Annotated in this window: 18 protein-coding genes and 1 tRNA gene; 14 read left to right on the top strand and 5 right to left on the bottom strand. The window is 35.9% G+C overall.

Features of this window, described 5'->3' with window-relative positions:
• The first annotated feature begins 6 nt into the window (after positions 1-6).
• The 6 genes from ACJJVW_RS11495 (at position 7) to ACJJVW_RS11520 (ending at position 5,671) form a co-directional block, all read left to right on the top strand.
• On the top strand, positions 7-921 hold the full coding sequence (locus ACJJVW_RS11495) for a polysaccharide lyase family 7 protein (protein WP_405252005.1): 915 nt from the start codon (positions 7-9) through the stop codon (positions 919-921).
• A gap of 112 nt (positions 922-1,033) precedes the next feature.
• The gene (locus ACJJVW_RS11500; RefSeq protein WP_298326078.1) at positions 1,034-1,738 is read left to right on the top strand and encodes a FadR/GntR family transcriptional regulator; all 705 of its coding nucleotides are present in this window, start codon (positions 1,034-1,036) and stop codon (positions 1,736-1,738) included.
• A gap of 130 nt (positions 1,739-1,868) precedes the next feature.
• A complete protein-coding gene (locus ACJJVW_RS11505; RefSeq protein WP_405252007.1) occupies positions 1,869-3,170 on the top strand; it encodes an MFS transporter in 1,302 nt (433 codons plus the stop codon).
• Between the two features lie 24 nt (positions 3,171-3,194).
• Positions 3,195-3,956 (top strand): SDR family NAD(P)-dependent oxidoreductase, encoded by a 762-nt coding sequence (locus tag ACJJVW_RS11510; RefSeq protein ID WP_298326072.1) that lies wholly within the window; start codon positions 3,195-3,197, stop codon positions 3,954-3,956.
• Positions 3,957-3,977: 21 nt separating this feature from the next.
• Complete coding sequence (locus ACJJVW_RS11515; RefSeq protein WP_339847192.1) at positions 3,978-5,000, top strand: sugar kinase; 1,023 nt, start codon at positions 3,978-3,980, stop codon at positions 4,998-5,000.
• Positions 5,001-5,002: 2 nt separating this feature from the next.
• Complete coding sequence (locus tag ACJJVW_RS11520) at positions 5,003-5,671, top strand: bifunctional 4-hydroxy-2-oxoglutarate aldolase/2-dehydro-3-deoxy-phosphogluconate aldolase (protein WP_298326066.1); 669 nt, start codon at positions 5,003-5,005, stop codon at positions 5,669-5,671.
• A gap of 236 nt (positions 5,672-5,907) precedes the next feature.
• On the opposite strand, the gene ACJJVW_RS11525 is transcribed toward ACJJVW_RS11520, so the two are convergent.
• A complete protein-coding gene (locus ACJJVW_RS11525; protein ID WP_339847197.1) occupies positions 5,908-6,291 on the bottom strand; it encodes a helix-turn-helix domain-containing protein in 384 nt (127 codons plus the stop codon).
• 225 nt (positions 6,292-6,516) lie between these two features.
• On the opposite strand from ACJJVW_RS11525, the gene nfsB reads away from it, so the two are divergent.
• The 6 genes from nfsB to ACJJVW_RS11555 all read left to right on the top strand — a co-directional run bounded on the left by nfsB (position 6,517) and on the right by ACJJVW_RS11555 (position 11,972).
• Positions 6,517-7,170, top strand: coding sequence for an oxygen-insensitive NAD(P)H nitroreductase (nfsB, locus tag ACJJVW_RS11530; RefSeq protein WP_405252010.1), 654 nt, complete (start codon positions 6,517-6,519; stop codon positions 7,168-7,170).
• Between the two features lie 19 nt (positions 7,171-7,189).
• Positions 7,190-7,813 carry a putative quinol monooxygenase gene (locus ACJJVW_RS11535; protein WP_405252012.1) on the top strand — a complete coding sequence of 208 codons (624 nt, stop codon included), beginning with the start codon at positions 7,190-7,192 and terminating at the stop codon, positions 7,811-7,813.
• A gap of 33 nt (positions 7,814-7,846) precedes the next feature.
• Complete coding sequence (budA, locus tag ACJJVW_RS11540; RefSeq protein ID WP_405252014.1) at positions 7,847-8,704, top strand: acetolactate decarboxylase; 858 nt, start codon at positions 7,847-7,849, stop codon at positions 8,702-8,704.
• Between the two features lie 23 nt (positions 8,705-8,727).
• Positions 8,728-9,666 carry an NADP-dependent oxidoreductase gene (locus ACJJVW_RS11545; protein WP_405252016.1) on the top strand — a complete coding sequence of 313 codons (939 nt, stop codon included), beginning with the start codon at positions 8,728-8,730 and terminating at the stop codon, positions 9,664-9,666.
• 25 nt (positions 9,667-9,691) lie between these two features.
• Positions 9,692-11,182: an aldehyde dehydrogenase family protein gene (locus tag ACJJVW_RS11550; RefSeq protein WP_405252018.1), complete on the top strand. Its 1,491-nt coding sequence runs from the start codon at positions 9,692-9,694 to the stop codon at positions 11,180-11,182.
• Between the two features lie 169 nt (positions 11,183-11,351).
• Complete coding sequence (locus ACJJVW_RS11555) at positions 11,352-11,972, top strand: MarC family protein (RefSeq protein WP_298326049.1); 621 nt, start codon at positions 11,352-11,354, stop codon at positions 11,970-11,972.
• Positions 11,973-12,086: 114 nt separating this feature from the next.
• Here the strand turns inward: ACJJVW_RS11555 and ACJJVW_RS11560 are convergent, their stop codons facing one another.
• From ACJJVW_RS11560 to ACJJVW_RS11570, 3 genes are all read right to left on the bottom strand, one after another.
• Positions 12,087-12,965: an SdiA-regulated domain-containing protein gene (locus ACJJVW_RS11560; RefSeq protein ID WP_405252020.1), complete on the bottom strand. Its 879-nt coding sequence runs from the start codon at positions 12,963-12,965 to the stop codon at positions 12,087-12,089.
• A gap of 67 nt (positions 12,966-13,032) precedes the next feature.
• A complete protein-coding gene (locus ACJJVW_RS11565; RefSeq protein WP_339847218.1) occupies positions 13,033-13,761 on the bottom strand; it encodes a phosphatase PAP2 family protein in 729 nt (242 codons plus the stop codon).
• Between the two features lie 280 nt (positions 13,762-14,041).
• Positions 14,042-14,115 (bottom strand) — tRNA-Met (locus tag ACJJVW_RS11570).
• 185 nt (positions 14,116-14,300) lie between these two features.
• Between ACJJVW_RS11570 and ACJJVW_RS11575 the strand changes: the two genes are divergently transcribed.
• A complete protein-coding gene (locus ACJJVW_RS11575) occupies positions 14,301-14,687 on the top strand; it encodes an START-like domain-containing protein (protein ID WP_298326040.1) in 387 nt (128 codons plus the stop codon).
• 51 nt (positions 14,688-14,738) lie between these two features.
• Positions 14,739-15,584: an aminotransferase class IV gene (locus ACJJVW_RS11580; RefSeq protein ID WP_298326037.1), complete on the top strand. Its 846-nt coding sequence runs from the start codon at positions 14,739-14,741 to the stop codon at positions 15,582-15,584.
• Here the strand turns inward: ACJJVW_RS11580 and ACJJVW_RS11585 are convergent.
• Positions 15,581-16,141 carry a YqgE/AlgH family protein gene (locus tag ACJJVW_RS11585; RefSeq protein WP_108878253.1) on the bottom strand — a complete coding sequence of 187 codons (561 nt, stop codon included), beginning with the start codon at positions 16,139-16,141 and terminating at the stop codon, positions 15,581-15,583. The genes ACJJVW_RS11580 and ACJJVW_RS11585 overlap by 4 nt on opposite strands.
• Positions 16,142-16,359 lie beyond the last annotated feature (218 nt).

The following is a 16,359-nucleotide window of genomic DNA, read 5'->3' on the forward strand; positions in this document are numbered from 1 at the left end:
AAAACGATGTTGAAGACTTTCATATTATTAAGCACACTATTACTTTCTGTAAGTTTGTCCTTTGGGCAAACTTCAGAAAATAGTGGTACATCATCTCTTGAACAAGATGAAGTTAGTGCTAGTAAAATATCAAAAAGAAAGAAAAAACGTAAAAAATATAAGTTACCAAAGGTAGATCTATCTCACTGGAAAGTAACAATTCCAGTAGGTGAGCCTAAGATTATTGAAGTGGATCCTCCAGAGATTTTGGATTATGCAACAAATGAAGTTTTAAAGCCCTACATGTACAATGACTCTACAAAAGGGGCTCTTGTTTTTCATGCAGTACCTGCACAGACCACTACAAATACAAAATATTCTAGGTCAGAGCTCAGAGAGCAAATGGTGCCAGGTAATAATTCTGTAAACTGGACTTTTGCACAAGGAGGTAAACTTAAAGTGAAAATGGCCATGGATAGAATTTCTCGTGATGAGAATGGCAAATATCACAAAACAATTATCACGCAGATACACGGTAGACTTACTAATGAGCAGCGAGATAAGATTGGACAGAAAGATAATAATGCGCCTCCTATATTAAAGATTTATTGGCAGAATGGCAAAATAAGAGTAAAAACAAAGAAGTTAAGAACGCCTGACGTAGGACCTGTAGAAATTTTAAAAAAAGAATCGTGGGTTGATGATGAAGGGTTTAATTTTGAACAAAATGTAGGTTTTAAAAAATTTACAATTGAGGTAGAAGTAGAAGAAGGTAAAATGGTAATTTCTCTCAATGGTCAAGAGTATAAAACCTATGAAGATATACACATGCAACGATGGGGAGTTTTTGAAAACTACTTCAAGGTTGGTAATTATCTTCAAACGAGAGATGAGAATGCTTATGCAGATATTAGAGTTTACGATATAGAAGTTAAGCATTAATTAAAATGGTAAATCACATTGTTATCTATTATAAATCAATAACTTTCTATAACTTTTCAACTGCTTTTTGAAGAAGCTTAGTTGAGCTGTTAAGAAATTAAATTGTTACGATATGAAACTGGAGACACGTACAAAGACGATTGAAAATAATGATTCTGGAAAGGCAATCATAGGTCAAATTAGAGATATTATAAATCTCAAAAATTTGGAACCAGGTGATAAGCTACCTTCAGAACGTATGTTATCTGAGCGTTTTGAGGTGACTCGTAGTAGTGTAAGAGAAGCCATTCAAAAATTAGAGTTTTATGGAATTCTAAAGTCAATACCACAGAGTGGAACTTTTGTGGCAAATATTGGGGTCATTGCTCTTAATGGGATGATAGATGATATCCTTAAACTTGAAGATCCAGACTTCAAATCGCTAGTCGAAACTCGAATTCTCTTAGAACTTAAAACTGCTAGACTAGCTGCATTGAGACGCACAGATTGTGATCTCAAAAAAATGAGAGAAGCACTAGATGCTTACACAGAAAAAGTAATTAATGGTGAAGACGCGGTGCAAGAAGATTTACTTTTTCACCTTGCTATTGCAAAGGCATCAGGTAATAGTACCATGAATAATTTCATGCTTATTATCACTCCAGAAATTATTACAAATTTTGAAAAATATCACGTTTGTGATTCCGGAATGTCACAATCGGCCATAGAAGAGCATGAGAAAATTTATCTCGCAATCGAGCAACAAAATCCTCAGGAAGCAAAGGCAATGATGAAAAAACACTTTAAAGCTTTGTATCAATATTGCTATAATATTTAAGGTATAAAGTACGCTTTCGCGAAAGCGTAAAACTCAAAGAAAAGTTGAAAATATTAAAAGTCATGTACGCATGGCTAGGGTAATTTTTTGCCCTATTTAAAGTAACTAATTAGATTTAAAATTATAGTTTATGAAACTTAAAGGACTAAGATGGTGGGTTGTAGGACTTATAGCGCTAGCAACTGTTATTAATTATATAGACCGCCAAGCTCTAGTTGTTTTATGGCCTAGCATAGCAGAAGATTTATATCCAGATAAGACCACTACCGAAAGAAAAGAAATTTACGCTTTGATATCGGTGGTTTTTATGTTTTCATATGCTTTTGGACAATCCATCTTTGGAAAAATCTTTGACAAGATTGGAACTAGGTTTGGTTTTGTATTATCAATAGGGTTCTGGTCCATCGCGACAGCACTACATGCGCTAGCAAATGGAGTATTGAGTTTCTCAATTTTTAGATCAATCTTGGGAATCTCTGAAGCAGGAAACTGGCCTGGAGCAGCCAAAGGAAATGCCGAATGGTTCCCAGCCACAGAGAGAGCGTTTGCACAAGGATTATTTAATTCTGGAGCCGCTATAGGGGGTATTGTTGCAATCCCCACGATTGCCTTTTTGACTGTTTATTTTAGCTGGCAAATGATATTTGTAATCATAGGACTTATTGGTCTATTGTGGTTAGTTCCTTGGTTAATTTTAGTAAAAGCACCACCTAAGAGCCACCCTTGGTTAACAGAATTAGAAAAGCAACATATTCTAAAGGGTCAAAAGATAAAAGAAGAAACAGAAGAAGGCGAGAAATTAGTAGAGTACAATCCTTCGGTAGGAGAGTTGCTATCAAAGAAGCAAAGCTGGGGTGTGATTATAGCCTCTGCAGCGATAGATCCAATATGGTGGTTATTTGTTTTTTGGATCCCTATATACCTTTCAGAAGTGTACGGTATGGATGTAAAAGCCATTGGAATCTACGGATGGGTTCCTTATGTTGGAGCTATGTTTGGAGCTTGGTTTGGTGGTTTATTAGCACAAAATAGATTAAAATCAGGATGGAATATTAACAAGACTCGTAAGATGGTAATAACACTAGGTTGTGTCATTATGCTTCCTGCGCTTCTTGCATTATCAAATCCAGGATCGCCTATAGCAGCTGTTTTAATAATGGCAGTAGTGCTATTTGGGTTCCAAACAGCAATAGGAAATGTGCAAACACTACCAAGTGATTTGTATGGTAAAAAGACAGTAGGTACGCTATCAGGTTTTGCCGGAACAGCGGCAAAACTCACAGGAGCAGGGCTCGTTGCATTAGTACCTAAATTAACAGTAGGTGGTAACTATACACCAGCATTTGTAATAGGTGCAGCATTAGCATTTATTGTAATCGCAAGTGTATGGATTTTGATACCTAAAATTGAACTTCTTAAATCAAATAGATAATAATAAAAAGTAAAAATTAATATTATGAGTAACAAAGGAAAAGTAGCCGTTATAACTGGCGCCACAGGAGGAATAGGATTTGCAGTAGCAAAACGATTAGGTCACGATGGATATACCGTTGTAATTAACGGAATTCAAGATGAAGAAGGAGCAAAAAGACTTGAGGAGCTTAAAGCAGATGGTATTACTGCAGAGTATTATGGCTTTGACGTTACTAATGATGAAGCGGTAACGGAGAATATTAAAAAAATAGGGGAGAAGTACGGTAAGATTGATGTGCTTGTAAACAACGCTGGTGGACTAGGTGGTCGTTCAAGATTTGAAGAGATGACTACAGAGTTTTACAGATTTGTAATGGCGCTTAACTTAGACTCAGTATTCTTTGCGTCTAGAGCAGCAATACCATTCCTTAAGAAAGGAGATCACCCTACAATCATTAACTATACATCTAATGCTGGATGGAATGCAGGTGGACCAGGAGCAGGTATTTATGGTACTTCAAAAGCTGGAGTTCACACAATCACGAGAGCACTAGCAAAGGATCTTGCAGAATATGGTATCCGTGTGAATGCAGTATCACCAGGAACTATTGATACACCTTTCCACAAGCAAATTAAAGAGACTAAGCCAGAAGTGTTTGCTTCATGGGCAAATAATATTATGTTAGGTCGTCTTGGTCAGCCAGATGATGTAGCGGGTGTAGTATCATTCCTTGCGAGTAAAGATGCGGCCTTCTTAACTGCCGAGACAATTCAAGTAGGTGGTGGTCAAGCATTAGGTATTTAAAAAAAAATATATTCTTAGAATATGAGTAAAGTAGTCACTTTTGGTGAGATTATGTTACGGCTCTCTACAGAGCGATTCTTGAGATTTTCTCAAGCCAAAACCTTTGGGGTAACCTATGGTGGAGGCGAATTTAATGTAGCAGTCTCACTTAATAATCTAGGCGTCTCTGCAGACTTTGTTACTAGGCTTCCTAATAATGAAATAGGCGATACAGCACTTCAAGAAATTAAAAAAATTGGAGTAGGCGATAAGTATATAACAAGAGGTGGAGATAGACTAGGGATTTACTTTCTAGAAACAGGAGCCGGAACAAGAGCTAGCAACGTGGTCTATGATCGCGCTGGTAGCTCTATGGCTACTATCACAAAAGGATGTTTTGATTGGGAAGCTATTTTTGAAGGTGCAACATGGTTTCACTGGAGTGGTATTACCCCAGCAATATCAGAAGCAGCAGCGCTAGAGTGTCTAGAGGCTGTAAAAGTAGCTAGTAAGATGGGGCTCACCATCTCTACAGATTTAAATTACCGTTCAAAGCTCTGGAAATGGGGCAAGGAGCCTAAGGATGTAATGCCGGAACTTCTTAACTATAGTAATTTAATATTAGGAGATATAGACACTGCTTTTTTTATGCTAGGTGAGGACAAAGTAGGTCCTAACTATCAAGATGAAAAATCACTCCCCGTTTTGTATGATAAGCTTTTTAAACTATGCCCTAACCTCAAGCAGGTTGCGACCACATTAAGATACTCTGTGAGTGCATCTCACCAGCGCATAGGAGGATTATTATATGATGGAGAGCAAGTGTATAGAGCACACATACAAGAAGTAACGCCCGTGGTAGACCGCGTAGGTAGTGGAGATGCATTTATGGGTGGTCTAGCCTTTGGCCTCATAGATGACCCTATAAACAAGCAGCGTGCAGTAGATATTGCTGTAGCTTCTTGTTGTTTAAAACATACCATTTATGGAGATTACAACTTGGTCTCTTTACAAGATATAGAACGATTTATGGATGGAGATCAATCAGGAAAAGTTTCAAGATAATTATGGCAAGATTTACAAGATTAGAAGTAGCACAAGTAATGAAAGACACGGGAATTGTTCCTTTGTTTTATAATGAATCTGTTGAGGTAGGCAAGCATATATTACAGGCTTGTTATAACGGTGGTGCTCGAGTAATAGAGTTTACCAGCCGCGGTGATAATGCACATAAAGTGTTTGATGAGTTGTGCGCTTTCGCGAAAGCAGAATTACCTGAGTTAATACTTGGAGTAGGTAGTGTTACAGACGCAGCAGCAGCTTCTTTATACCTGCAGCTAGGAGCAAACTTTGTAGTAACTCCCGTATTGCGTGAAGATATCGCCATGGTGTGTAATAGAAGAAAAGTACTATGGTCACCAGGCTGTGGATCACTTACAGAAATTGCTCGCGCCGAAGAACTAGGCTGTGAGATTGTAAAACTTTTTCCAGGAGGTATTTATGGAGCCCAGTTTGTAAAAGCTATAAAAGGACCATGTCCTTGGACCTCAGTGATGCCTACAGGTGGTGTTTCTCCTACAAAAGAAAGCTTAGAAGAATGGTTTAATGCAGGAGTAACCTGTGTAGGTCTAGGCTCAAAACTCATAGCAGTAGATGAGAATGGTGCATGGGATTATAAAAAAATAGAAGAAAAGACAGCTTTAGCTATCGATTTAATTAAAGTTATAAGAGGATAAACCATCACAAGACTCACAATTATTTGAATTAGTTTGTTTATGTACACGTAGTTTGTGATTCAAAGGGTATCGAGAGATACCCTTTGTTAGTTTTAGGTGTTAAGGCGCTCTTATTTATTACTATATGATAGCAGATAGGTTGGTCATAACGATTGTAATACCTTTCAATGCTTTTGCATGCAAATGGTATATCATCATATTAAAACGTGAAGTTATATCTATGATCAGAATTTATATCACTCCTCAAACAAAAACTCACCTTTGGTTTCGGCAGCGTGTAATCCCCAATCAACAATTAGGTTTAAAATAGGAACCAATGTTTGCCCAAACTCCGTAAGCGTATATTCTACTTTTAATGGCGGTTTTTTAGTAAAAACCTTTCTACTTATAATACCATCTGCTTCTAATTTCTTTAATTGTAAACTCAACGTACGCTCAGTAATACCAGGAATTTCCTTCCGTAATTCATTATAGCGTTTTTTATCGCCTATTAAATGGGTTAGTATAACACTCTTCCATTTTCCACCTATCAATTCCATTGCCGCGCTTGTTGGGCAATATGATATTTTATCGTTGATTTTAATTCTTGGTTTCTTTTCAAACAATTCCTTTCTATCCATTTTCATAACATTTAAAACGATGCAAAGATACTATGCTTTAAAATAGTATGCAACTATACTTTTTATAGTGATTTATTTTATATTTAATTACCTGATATATAGTGTCTTATAATTTATTTTATATACTATACTTCTTGACCGTTATTGACGCGTATCAACTTCACGCATACATTTGCACTATAATTTTGATAGTATTAATAATTAATAAGTTAAATAAATTATAAAATGAATCTAACAGAAATATTAAACAACCGTTACTCTGCAAAAGAATTTGATGCAACTAAGAAAATATCAGATTCAGATTTTCAACAAATAAAAGATGTACTGCGTTTAAGTCCTTCTAGTGTAAACCTACAACCTTGGCATTTTTTAATAGCAGATACTCAAGAAGGTAAAGAGCGAATTGCAAAAGGGACACAAGGATTTTTCAAATTCAATACACCAAAAGTTTTAGACGCATCTCACGTAATTGTTATCGCAGCTCGCACAGATGCAAACGAGGATTATATGAACAGCATTCTAGAACAAGAAGACCAAGATGGTCGCTTTGCAGCACAAGAGTTTAAAGATCAAATGCACGGTGGCCGTATGCTATTTGCAAATATTCACCGCTACGATCTTAAAGATTTACCACACTGGATGGAAAAGCAAGTATACTTAAATATGGGCGCACTTTTATTAGGTGCAGCTGCATTAGGTATTGATGCTTGCCCAATGGAGGGTGTAGATGTAAAAGCTATTGATGAAGAATTTAGCTTACGCGAAAAGGGCTTCACCGCTCTAGCGGTTGTGTCTTTAGGTTATAGAAAAGACAGTGACTTTAATGCAAAATTACCAAAGTCAAGGTTTCCTGAAGAAACAGTGATTACTCAATTGTAAAAGTTTAAATCTATATATTATGAAAAGTACAATAGTAAAATTTATAGCAAAACCAGAACATAAAGATACGTTTGCAGCAACGCTTAAAGAAGCACAAGCGGCAACACAAAAAGAAGCTGGCAATAAAGAGATTAAAGTATTTGTATCTAAAGCAGAAGACAATGTGTTTTTTGTTTACGAACGTTGGGCAGACAAAGCTGCTATTACAGCTCACGATAACGAGCCTCATACCAAAAAATTAATGGAAGTAGGACAGACCGCCTTACAGTCGGCTCCTGATTTCTACTTTTTAGGCGATACAAATCCGCTTCCAGATCATACTAAATCTGCAAATCCCGAAGATGAAGTATTTATTATTTTCTTCATTTTTAAATTAAGAACTGAATTTAGAGAAGCACTTATAGAGCAGTTTGAAGATCACATTACCCACACAAGAAAAGAAGAAGAAGGAAATATCCTTTTTGATTTATACACAGTAGATGATCAAAAAGACACCCTAGCAGTTTACGAGCATTGGAGAAAAGAATCTGATGTTTGGGACATTCACTTTAATCAACCTTATGCAGTAAAAACAGGCAAACTAATGGAAGAAGCTGTTATTGGTGATTTAAAGCAGTATATGAATTTCGTTACAGAAATTTAAGAGAAATTAATAATCAACTAAAAAACAACTCTTATGAAAAAAGTAATTTTATTAGTTTCCTTGGCAATTTTAGCAAGCTGTGGAAATCAGGACAAAAAAGAAGCAGTTTTAACTACAGAAATGCAGGATCACGAACATCCGCATCCACACAATGTAGATGAAAACGGATTAGCACCACATACGGAAAACACCATCCATCAATATGCGCCAACGGTTGCGTTGTTAAATAGTATATATGAAGGTGATTTTAGGCCAGAACAAATGGTACAGCAAGGTAATATTGGTATTGGTACCGTAAATCACCTAGCAGGTGAACTGGTTGCTGTTGACGGTGTGGTATATACTATCGATGCTGAAGGCGGAATTAAAGAGGCACCAGAAGATTTAGAATCGCCTAATATGACGATGATAAATTTTCAACCCAAAAAAACGGTAACCGTTGAAAACATTACCTCTTACGAAGAACTAAACAAAGAACTTCAAAAATACTCTACTTCTAAAAACAGTTTTTACGCCTACAGAATTAAAGGGGAGTTTGGGTATCTAAAAATGGCATCTGCACATAAAGTAGAAAATGAAGATGTTTCTCTATTTGAATATTTAGATACAAGAGTAATGTATACTAGAGATAATATTAAAGGAACTTTAGTAGGCTTATTTACGCCAGATTATATTGGAAACGTGGTGATTCCGGGAATGCACTTTCACTTTTTATCTGAAGATATAACACTGGGAGGACATTTAGAAGATATCAAGTTTGATAAACTTCAAGTAGAAATTCAAGAAATAAACCAAGTAAACTTGCAGCTTCCTCAAACCGTAAAATTCAGAAACAAAACGTTAAAGCAAGGTGCCTCACCAAAAGCAACAGCAAAGCAAAACGGTAAATAAAATCTAACTGAAAAACGCACACTATGAAAGCAATAATATTGGAAAAAGCAGGAGGACCAGAAAACCTTCATTTAGCAGAAATAGCAAAACCAAGCATAAAAGATAACGAAGTATTAGTAGCGGTAAAGGCTATTTCATTAAATCCGGCAGATGTAAAACCAAAGTATCAAGATAAGATGCTTAATATGATGTACGGTGAAAAACGACCTGTAATTTTAGGCTGGGACATAGCAGGAACCATAACAGAAGTTGGTACTGATGTTACCAATTTTAAAATAGGCGACAAAGTCTTTGGTATGGTAAACTTCCCTGGTGTTGGTAACGCTTACGCGGAATTTGTTGCTGCGCCAGATGCACATTTGGCTATAATGCCAGACAACGTCTCTTTTGAAGAAGCTGCAGCTACAACTTTAGCTGCTTTAACTGCATTACAAATCTTAGAAGGAAGGATTAACAAAGGTGATAAAGTACTAATACAAGCAGGTTCTGGTGGTGTTGGTCATTTTGCGATTCAAATTGCAAAAGCAATGGGAGCTTTTGTGAATACTACTGCCTCGGCAAAAAATAGCGAATTTGTCACCTCTATTGGAGCAGATAATGCAATTGATTATCACACTGAAAAGTTTGAAGAAATTCTATCTGATATCGACTTTGTGTTAGATACGCAAGGTGGTGAAGTATTAGAAAATTCGGTAAAAGTTTTAAAAAGCGGTGGTACCGCTTATACAACGTTAGGTATGGACATAGATGATGTAAAAGCATCAGCTAAAAAGGAACACAAAACCGTTGCAGATATTTTAGTACACTCTAGTGCTGAAGATATGAACACCTTAAAAGAAATGTTAGAAAACGGTAGCATTAAACCAAACATTTACAAAACGTTTGCTTTTGAAGATATGGCTGCTGCCCATACTGAAGTTGAAAAAGGAAGAACAGTGGGTAAAGTAATCGTGACACTTTAGTATCAACTATTAAAACACAATGAAAATGAAATTACAAGAAGAATTACCAAATTATACGAGAAAAATATTTGTTGGTGGTGAATGGAAAGACGGAAAAGGACCAGCAATTAAAGATATTAATCCTTGGAACCAAGAGGAGTTATTCTCTTTAAATGGAGCTACTACAGATGATGTAAATGAGGCTTTTGAACAAGCAGCAGCTGCGCAGAAAAAATGGGCAGCGGTACTACCTCCTGAAAAGAGTAGAATGATGCTTAAACTAGCCGAAGTAGTTAGAAACCGAAAGCAAGAGTTTGCAGAATGGGCAAGAAAAGAAGTAGGAGCAACCTTAGCAAAAGGGTATTTTGAAGCAGAATTGGTTGCTAGCGTTTTTGAAAGTGCGGTGCATTTACCATTACAAGTAGAAGGTAAAATATTACCACAAGATATTGATGGCAAAGAATCTATGGCAGTTAGAAAACCATTAGGTGTTATTGGTTTAATTTCTCCTTGGAATTTTCCGGGTCAATTAACTGCGCGTACTTTAGGTCCAGCATTGGCAGTTGGTAATGCTGTGGTCTTAAAACCGGCATCAACGTCTATAGTAACTGGTGGTTTAATTTTCGCTTCTTTTTTAGAAGAGGCAGGTTTCCCGAAAGGGTTATTAAGCGTTTTACCAGGTGGTGGTAGTACTATTGGTACGGCAATTACAAAGCACCCAATCTCAAAACTAATTTCGTTTACAGGCTCAACACCAGTTGGTCGTCAAGTTGGTAAAAATGCTCTGGAAGCAGATATCATTAAAAATATCGAGTTAGAATTAGGTGGAAATAGTCCGTTTGTGGTGCTAGAAGATGCAGATATTGATCAAGCGGTTGAAGCTGCTGCTTGGGGTAAATTTATGAACCAAGGTCAAATCTGTATGGCTATCAACAGAATTATCGTTGAAGATAAAGTCTATGATGAATTTACAGAAAAGTTTATAGCAAAAGTTAAGACCTTAAAACGTTTGGATATGAATGATCCGGATACGTTTGTAGGTCCTATTATTGACCAAAACCAGTTTGATACTGTTAAAGGCTTAATAGACGATGCAAAAGAACAAGGTTACAAAATGGCATTAGGTGGTGAAGCTGAAGGTTTACATATGCCGCCACACGTTTTTGTAGATGTAGACGAAAACTGTCCGTTGTTTCAAAATGAGATTTTTGGACCAGCAGTGTCTATTGCTAGAGCAAAAGATACTGAAGATGCGCTACGATTAGCAAATGCTACAGACTACGGTTTATCTAGTTCTGTATTTACACAAGACGAAGCTAAAGGAATGGCATTTGCACAAGGTATTGAAGCTGGTATGACACATATTAATGACCAACCAGTTAATGATAGTGCTTATGCACCTTTTGGAGGGGTTAAAAACTCAGGTCTAGGTCGTTTTAATGGACAATGGGGGGTGAAATCTTTTACCGTAGCACATTGGATAACCATTCAAAAAACACCTAGGAAATATCCTTTTAAAGCAGCTGACTTCCAATAAGAGTAACTATTTGAGAATGTTCATACTGTGGGAATCATTAGAAAATATTAATCTCGTTATTTTTATGATATTTCTTAAATAGTCTATATTTAACACTAGATAATAACGGCGTTACAGCGTTTCTATACCGTTTTAAACAAAATAACAATCAGAAACAACCTAGTGATTAATGGATAACCTACTTACGTTTGCAATTACTGTGTTTACAGGCTTTTTTGCTATAACAAATCCTATCTCAAACATGACCATCTTTTTGTCGCTTACAGAGGGAGCAGATAAAAAGACAAAGCAGAATATCAATAAAAGGGCAAACATAGTTGCGTTTATTATTGTAGCAGGTTTTGTCTTGTTAGGTAAATTTATCTTTGAGTTATTCCAAATAACAATCCCTGCTTTCAAGATATTTGGTGGCATCCTAGTGTTTCTTATTGGATTTGATATGTTACAGTCTAAAAAAGTTAATGTCAAACATTTAAAGGAAGTAGATATAGATGAAAATATTGCTATCTCACCCTTAGCTATACCGATTATTGCAGGTCCAGGAACCATTGTTACAGCCATGAATACTGTCTCAGATGCCACTTATATACAGATAGGCATGGTGATTGTAATTTTTGGAATTATGTGTTTGTTAATGTATGTTACTTTTAGCGCAAGTACACTTATAGTAAAGGTTTTAGGCAATAATGTAATTTCCGTAATAGGTAAAATTATGGGATTAATTATAGGTATCATAGGCACGGGAATGATTATAGAAGGAGTGAAAATTTCATTCAACTTGTTTCCATAAATCGTCAAGGCAGTATCATGGAACGGCATAAATGCTATGCCTATAAATTTATGGCGAGTAAATTATCCTTCTTTTAAGAATGTATTGTTATAATTAACAAGGGAATCTTTTTTTTCATTTAAAAACCACCTCTACAATAGTTGCTTCGTCCTTTCTGGCTTCGTTAGAGATAAAAAGCTTTCCGTCAGGACTAAAAGTAATTCCCTCCGGCTGAGCAAAGTCGTCTTTATCAAGCTTGTATACTTTTTTAATTGTACCATCGCTATCTAGCATCGCTAGCTTTGGGTTTTTACCTTCGAGCACATAGTAGTCACCTGTTACTGGATGTATTGCCACGTCAGAGGGACTAAAGGTGCGATATGCTTTCTTCTTTTTATAATCCTTAAAAGCTTTATCATTCATATCTATGCGTAAAAGCGGCTTTTCATCCATCGTTTTTGCATCTAGCGTGATATAATACAAACCTTTAAAGTCATCAGATTGATCGCGATCTTTTGGTGTTACTACTAAGCTATTTTTTTCGGCGTCTAGCGTGAGTGTTTCTATATTATTACGAGCGGTAAATGCTGTTTGAAAAGTAGTTATTTCAGGTTCGCTTTCGCGAAAGCGTGATACCTCATAAATCAATCCATCACTTCGCATCACATAAGCATCCTTGTCATTAATCGCGATACCCTCATAGTCCCCACCACCAGCAAATGTTATTTCTTGAATGACTTTTTCCTTTTTGAGATCATATATAAAAATGATACCGTCTTCATCCTCTACACAAGCTATGGTGTTTTCAGAAATCCACGAGATACCACTTACCTCATTTAAAATTTCTGGCATTTTCCAGGTATTAATAATTGTATAGTCCTCCTTAGATTTTTTTTGAATCGTTGTTTTATCTTTTTCATCGCTCTGGCCGTTGTAGCTATTTGCACAGCTTATAGTGAGAATGATTGCGAGAGTAACAATAAATAGGTGAGGTATATATTTTCTATAGTTCATTAGATTTCTTTTTAAAGATATTTTGAGTGTGTTTCTTTTTGCTTTCGCGAAAGCTTAAAACATATTTTTAGGTAGCTGGATCACGTTTAAAAATCTGAATTAAATCAAAAACAATCACACAAAATACTACCCAAACAAAGCCTGCAATAAATCCACCTGCAATATCTGAGGGATAGTGTACTCCTAAATAAATACGACTTATACCGATACTTAAAATCAGGATTAAGCACAAAGTGATAAATAGGACTTTATAGAATCTCTTAATTGGAAACTTACTGATTAAAAATAACAAGGTTCCGTAAAAAGCCATTGCCATCATAGCATGCCCGCTTGGGTAACTCAGAGTTTCTACCGTAACGAGGTGTTCTACATCTGGTCGAGCTCTATTGATTATTTGTTTTAAGAGAAGATTAGAACTTAGAGCAAGCACCATTACAAATGCAAGCTGAGCAACGTATCTCCATTTTTTAAACGTAACGTAAAATATAATCGTACATAATACAAACGTGATTACATAGCCTAATGCATCACCTAGATCTGTGACAAAAACAAAATAACTAGTGAGGTAAGGTGTTCTGAAACTAGCTACATAATTAGAGATTGCCGTATCAGACTCAGCTAGATAGGTGCTTTTTAAAGTTTCTGTAAGGGATATAAATAATTTAATACCGCCTATAAAGAGTGCTAAGGCTATGGTTGTGGTGATGATATAAGCCCATCTACCATCATATTTTTTAAATACCTTGACTAATAAACTTTTAATCCAATAAATAAGTGATGCTAGTTTTTGCTTCATGCTTTATAATTACCATTCTCTACAAATTTAAGTATCAAAAATTAGTAAAGTCTAAAGAAGATTATAATGTTAAGATCTAAATTTATTTTAAACCAACCGTCGATACATAGGATAGGAGCATAATTACAAACGTTGTTGAGTTTTATATCCTAATTATTTCTAGAGCAGTCAACTTTATTGTTAAATAAGAGAGTGCTAAAAATGTATGGTCTAAGACTTTTAAGTAGAATTTTGTACAAAAAAAAAGGCTTTACATTTCTGTAAAGCCTTTATAATTATGTAGCGAGAGGGGGGCACGATCCCCCGACCTCCGAGTTATGAATCCGACGCTCTAACCAGCTGAGCTACCTCGCCATAATTTTAAATTGCCAATAAATAATAAAAGCAATTCTGTATGCTCGCATAAGCAATGTGCCTAAGCGGGTGCAAATATAAAATATATTTGTGGTTGTGCAAACCTCTTTCTTAAATAAAATCAATTTAATTACTTTGTTCTACAAATTACTTTCAATATATTGTCGTTCTATTAATACCTTTCTATGAGCGATAAAATAAAATATGAGATTGAGTTTGTTGTAAGAGCTTCTCCTTCTTTATTATACCAATATATAGCTACTCCATCAGGAATGAGTGAGTGGTTTGCAGATAATGTAAATTTAAGAGGTGACCACTATACTTTTATTTGGGACGGAAGTGAGGAAATAGCAAAACTTCTTACTAAAAAGAACGGTGACCGCATAAAATTCCAGTGGGAAGCAGACGAGGGAGAGGAGTATTATTTTGAATTACGCCTGCAAGTAGATGAGATCACAAAAGATGTATCTATCATGGTAACAGATTTTGCAGAGGAAGATGAGATTGATGAGGGTAAAATGTTTTGGGAAAACCAAATTTCAGAGTTGAAACAAGTAATAGGCTCTTCATAACTAAAGCCTAATTAATATCTTTGCACCGCCTCCCTAAGAGGCGGTTTTTTTATGGTAAATCACAACGGAACAATATTCTCACCAGAGGATGCGCAACTTAATCCATTTAATAGAGGTCTGCTTTATGGCGATGGACTTTTTGAAACAATTAAAGCAGTAAATGGGAAGCTCCTTTTCTGGGAAGACCACTACTTTAGACTTATGGCTTCTATGCGTATACTTCGCATGGAAATCCCAATGGAGTTTACACCAGAATTTCTTGAGGAAGAACTCTTAAAGACATTGACGGCGTCAGGTTTAATTGATCAAACAGCGCGTATACGTATCACAGTGTATAGATCTGGCGGTGGCACCTACTTGCCAGAGGAGCGCGGTGTGGGGTATTACGCTTTCGCGAAAGCGCACCCTAATCCTTTTTATCTCCTTAACGAAGAACCTTACGAGGTTGAGTTGTATAAAGACCACTATATAAATGCAGATTTAATATCTACACTTAAAACAACTAATAAGATTGTACATGTTACAGGAAGTATTTATGCTCAAGATAACGGATATGATAATTGTCTGCTTGTCAATAATGAGAAAAATATAGCCGAAGCATTACAAGGTAATTTATTCCTTGTAAAAGGAACCCACATTAAAACGCCACCACTTTCTGATGGTTGCTTGCGTGGAGTTGTTAGAAAACAACTCATTAGTATTATAGGGTTGATGGATGACTATACTTTTGAAGAGGCTTCTATATCACCGTTTGAATTGCAAAAGGCAGATGAGCTTTTTATCACAAACACCATTATGGGAATACAGCCTATAACAAAATATAGAAAAAAGGAATTTAAAATAGAGACAGCCGCAGCGTTACTTAAAAAGCTTAATGTAAAAGTACGTCTAGGTTAATTATATTGAGGATTTTCTGGAGCATTAGACCATAATGCATAATCACCGCCTATCTCAATAATTTTATCTCTCCACAGTGCTGTGTGGTTATCTTTGAGTAGCTCGTCATGTTGATCATTTTCAAGAATAACCCAGCTGTTTTGAATAATCTCTTGGTTGAGCTGGTTACTCTCCCAGCCGCTATAGCCTAGAAAAAATTTAATTTTCTCACAGCATATCTCTTTATTCATGATTAGATCTAGCGCTCTCTCAAAATTACCACCCCAGTAAATACCTGATGCTATCTCTAGGCTGCCTTCTATGAGGTCTGGAGCAGTGTGTATGAAATAGAGATTTTCTTGTTCTACAGGACCGCCATTATATATAGGCATCTCACATTCTTCTATTCCTTCTATTAAATCTGATAGTGTGACATCCAGTGGTTTATTGAGAATAAACCCTACAGAACCTTCATCATTATGATCTGCAAGAAGTATTACAGACCTAGTAAATGATGTATCACCTAGGATAGATGGTTCGGCTACTAATAAATGTCCCTTTGTAGGATATGCAATCATAATAGTGACGTTTATATATATAAAATTAGGTTTTTTTTATATCACAAAAAATATATTTCGAATATTTTTCACTAGTAAAAATTTAACTTAAGTAGCTGTAAATAAGAGGTTTATTAATTTTATGGTTTAGCAGGTATGTAAAAAAACATAGATGTAAGGCAATAAATAGAGGATGAAGCGCTTACTTTTTGAGGAAAATACGGGAAACTTGAGATCTT

It is taken from the genome of Dokdonia sp. Asnod3-C12 (genome assembly GCF_045063975.1).
In the GTDB taxonomy this organism is placed as follows: Bacteria; Bacteroidota; Bacteroidia; order Flavobacteriales; family Flavobacteriaceae; genus Dokdonia.

Excerpts from the sequence above, each read along its gene's own strand:
- ACJJVW_RS11495 (WP_405252005.1), top strand. The coding sequence starts at position 7 with ATGTTGAAGACTTTCATATTATTAAGCACACTATTACTTTCTGTAAGT.
- ACJJVW_RS11500 (WP_298326078.1), top strand. The coding sequence starts at position 1,034 with ATGAAACTGGAGACACGTACAAAGACGATTGAAAATAATGATTCTGGA.
- ACJJVW_RS11505 (WP_405252007.1), top strand. The coding sequence starts at position 1,869 with ATGAAACTTAAAGGACTAAGATGGTGGGTTGTAGGACTTATAGCGCTA.
- ACJJVW_RS11510 (WP_298326072.1), top strand. The coding sequence starts at position 3,195 with ATGAGTAACAAAGGAAAAGTAGCCGTTATAACTGGCGCCACAGGAGGA.
- ACJJVW_RS11515 (WP_339847192.1), top strand. The coding sequence starts at position 3,978 with ATGAGTAAAGTAGTCACTTTTGGTGAGATTATGTTACGGCTCTCTACA.
- ACJJVW_RS11520 (WP_298326066.1), top strand. The coding sequence starts at position 5,003 with ATGGCAAGATTTACAAGATTAGAAGTAGCACAAGTAATGAAAGACACG.
- ACJJVW_RS11525 (WP_339847197.1), bottom strand. The coding sequence starts at position 6,291 with ATGGATAGAAAGGAATTGTTTGAAAAGAAACCAAGAATTAAAATCAAC.
- nfsB (WP_405252010.1), top strand. The coding sequence starts at position 6,517 with ATGAATCTAACAGAAATATTAAACAACCGTTACTCTGCAAAAGAATTT.
- ACJJVW_RS11535 (WP_405252012.1), top strand. The coding sequence starts at position 7,190 with ATGAAAAGTACAATAGTAAAATTTATAGCAAAACCAGAACATAAAGAT.
- budA (WP_405252014.1), top strand. The coding sequence starts at position 7,847 with ATGAAAAAAGTAATTTTATTAGTTTCCTTGGCAATTTTAGCAAGCTGT.
- ACJJVW_RS11545 (WP_405252016.1), top strand. The coding sequence starts at position 8,728 with ATGAAAGCAATAATATTGGAAAAAGCAGGAGGACCAGAAAACCTTCAT.
- ACJJVW_RS11550 (WP_405252018.1), top strand. The coding sequence starts at position 9,692 with ATGAAATTACAAGAAGAATTACCAAATTATACGAGAAAAATATTTGTT.
- ACJJVW_RS11555 (WP_298326049.1), top strand. The coding sequence starts at position 11,352 with ATGGATAACCTACTTACGTTTGCAATTACTGTGTTTACAGGCTTTTTT.
- ACJJVW_RS11560 (WP_405252020.1), bottom strand. The coding sequence starts at position 12,965 with ATGAACTATAGAAAATATATACCTCACCTATTTATTGTTACTCTCGCA.
- ACJJVW_RS11565 (WP_339847218.1), bottom strand. The coding sequence starts at position 13,761 with ATGAAGCAAAAACTAGCATCACTTATTTATTGGATTAAAAGTTTATTA.
- ACJJVW_RS11575 (WP_298326040.1), top strand. The coding sequence starts at position 14,301 with ATGAGCGATAAAATAAAATATGAGATTGAGTTTGTTGTAAGAGCTTCT.
- ACJJVW_RS11580 (WP_298326037.1), top strand. The coding sequence starts at position 14,739 with ATGGTAAATCACAACGGAACAATATTCTCACCAGAGGATGCGCAACTT.
- ACJJVW_RS11585 (WP_108878253.1), bottom strand. The coding sequence starts at position 16,141 with ATGATTGCATATCCTACAAAGGGACATTTATTAGTAGCCGAACCATCT.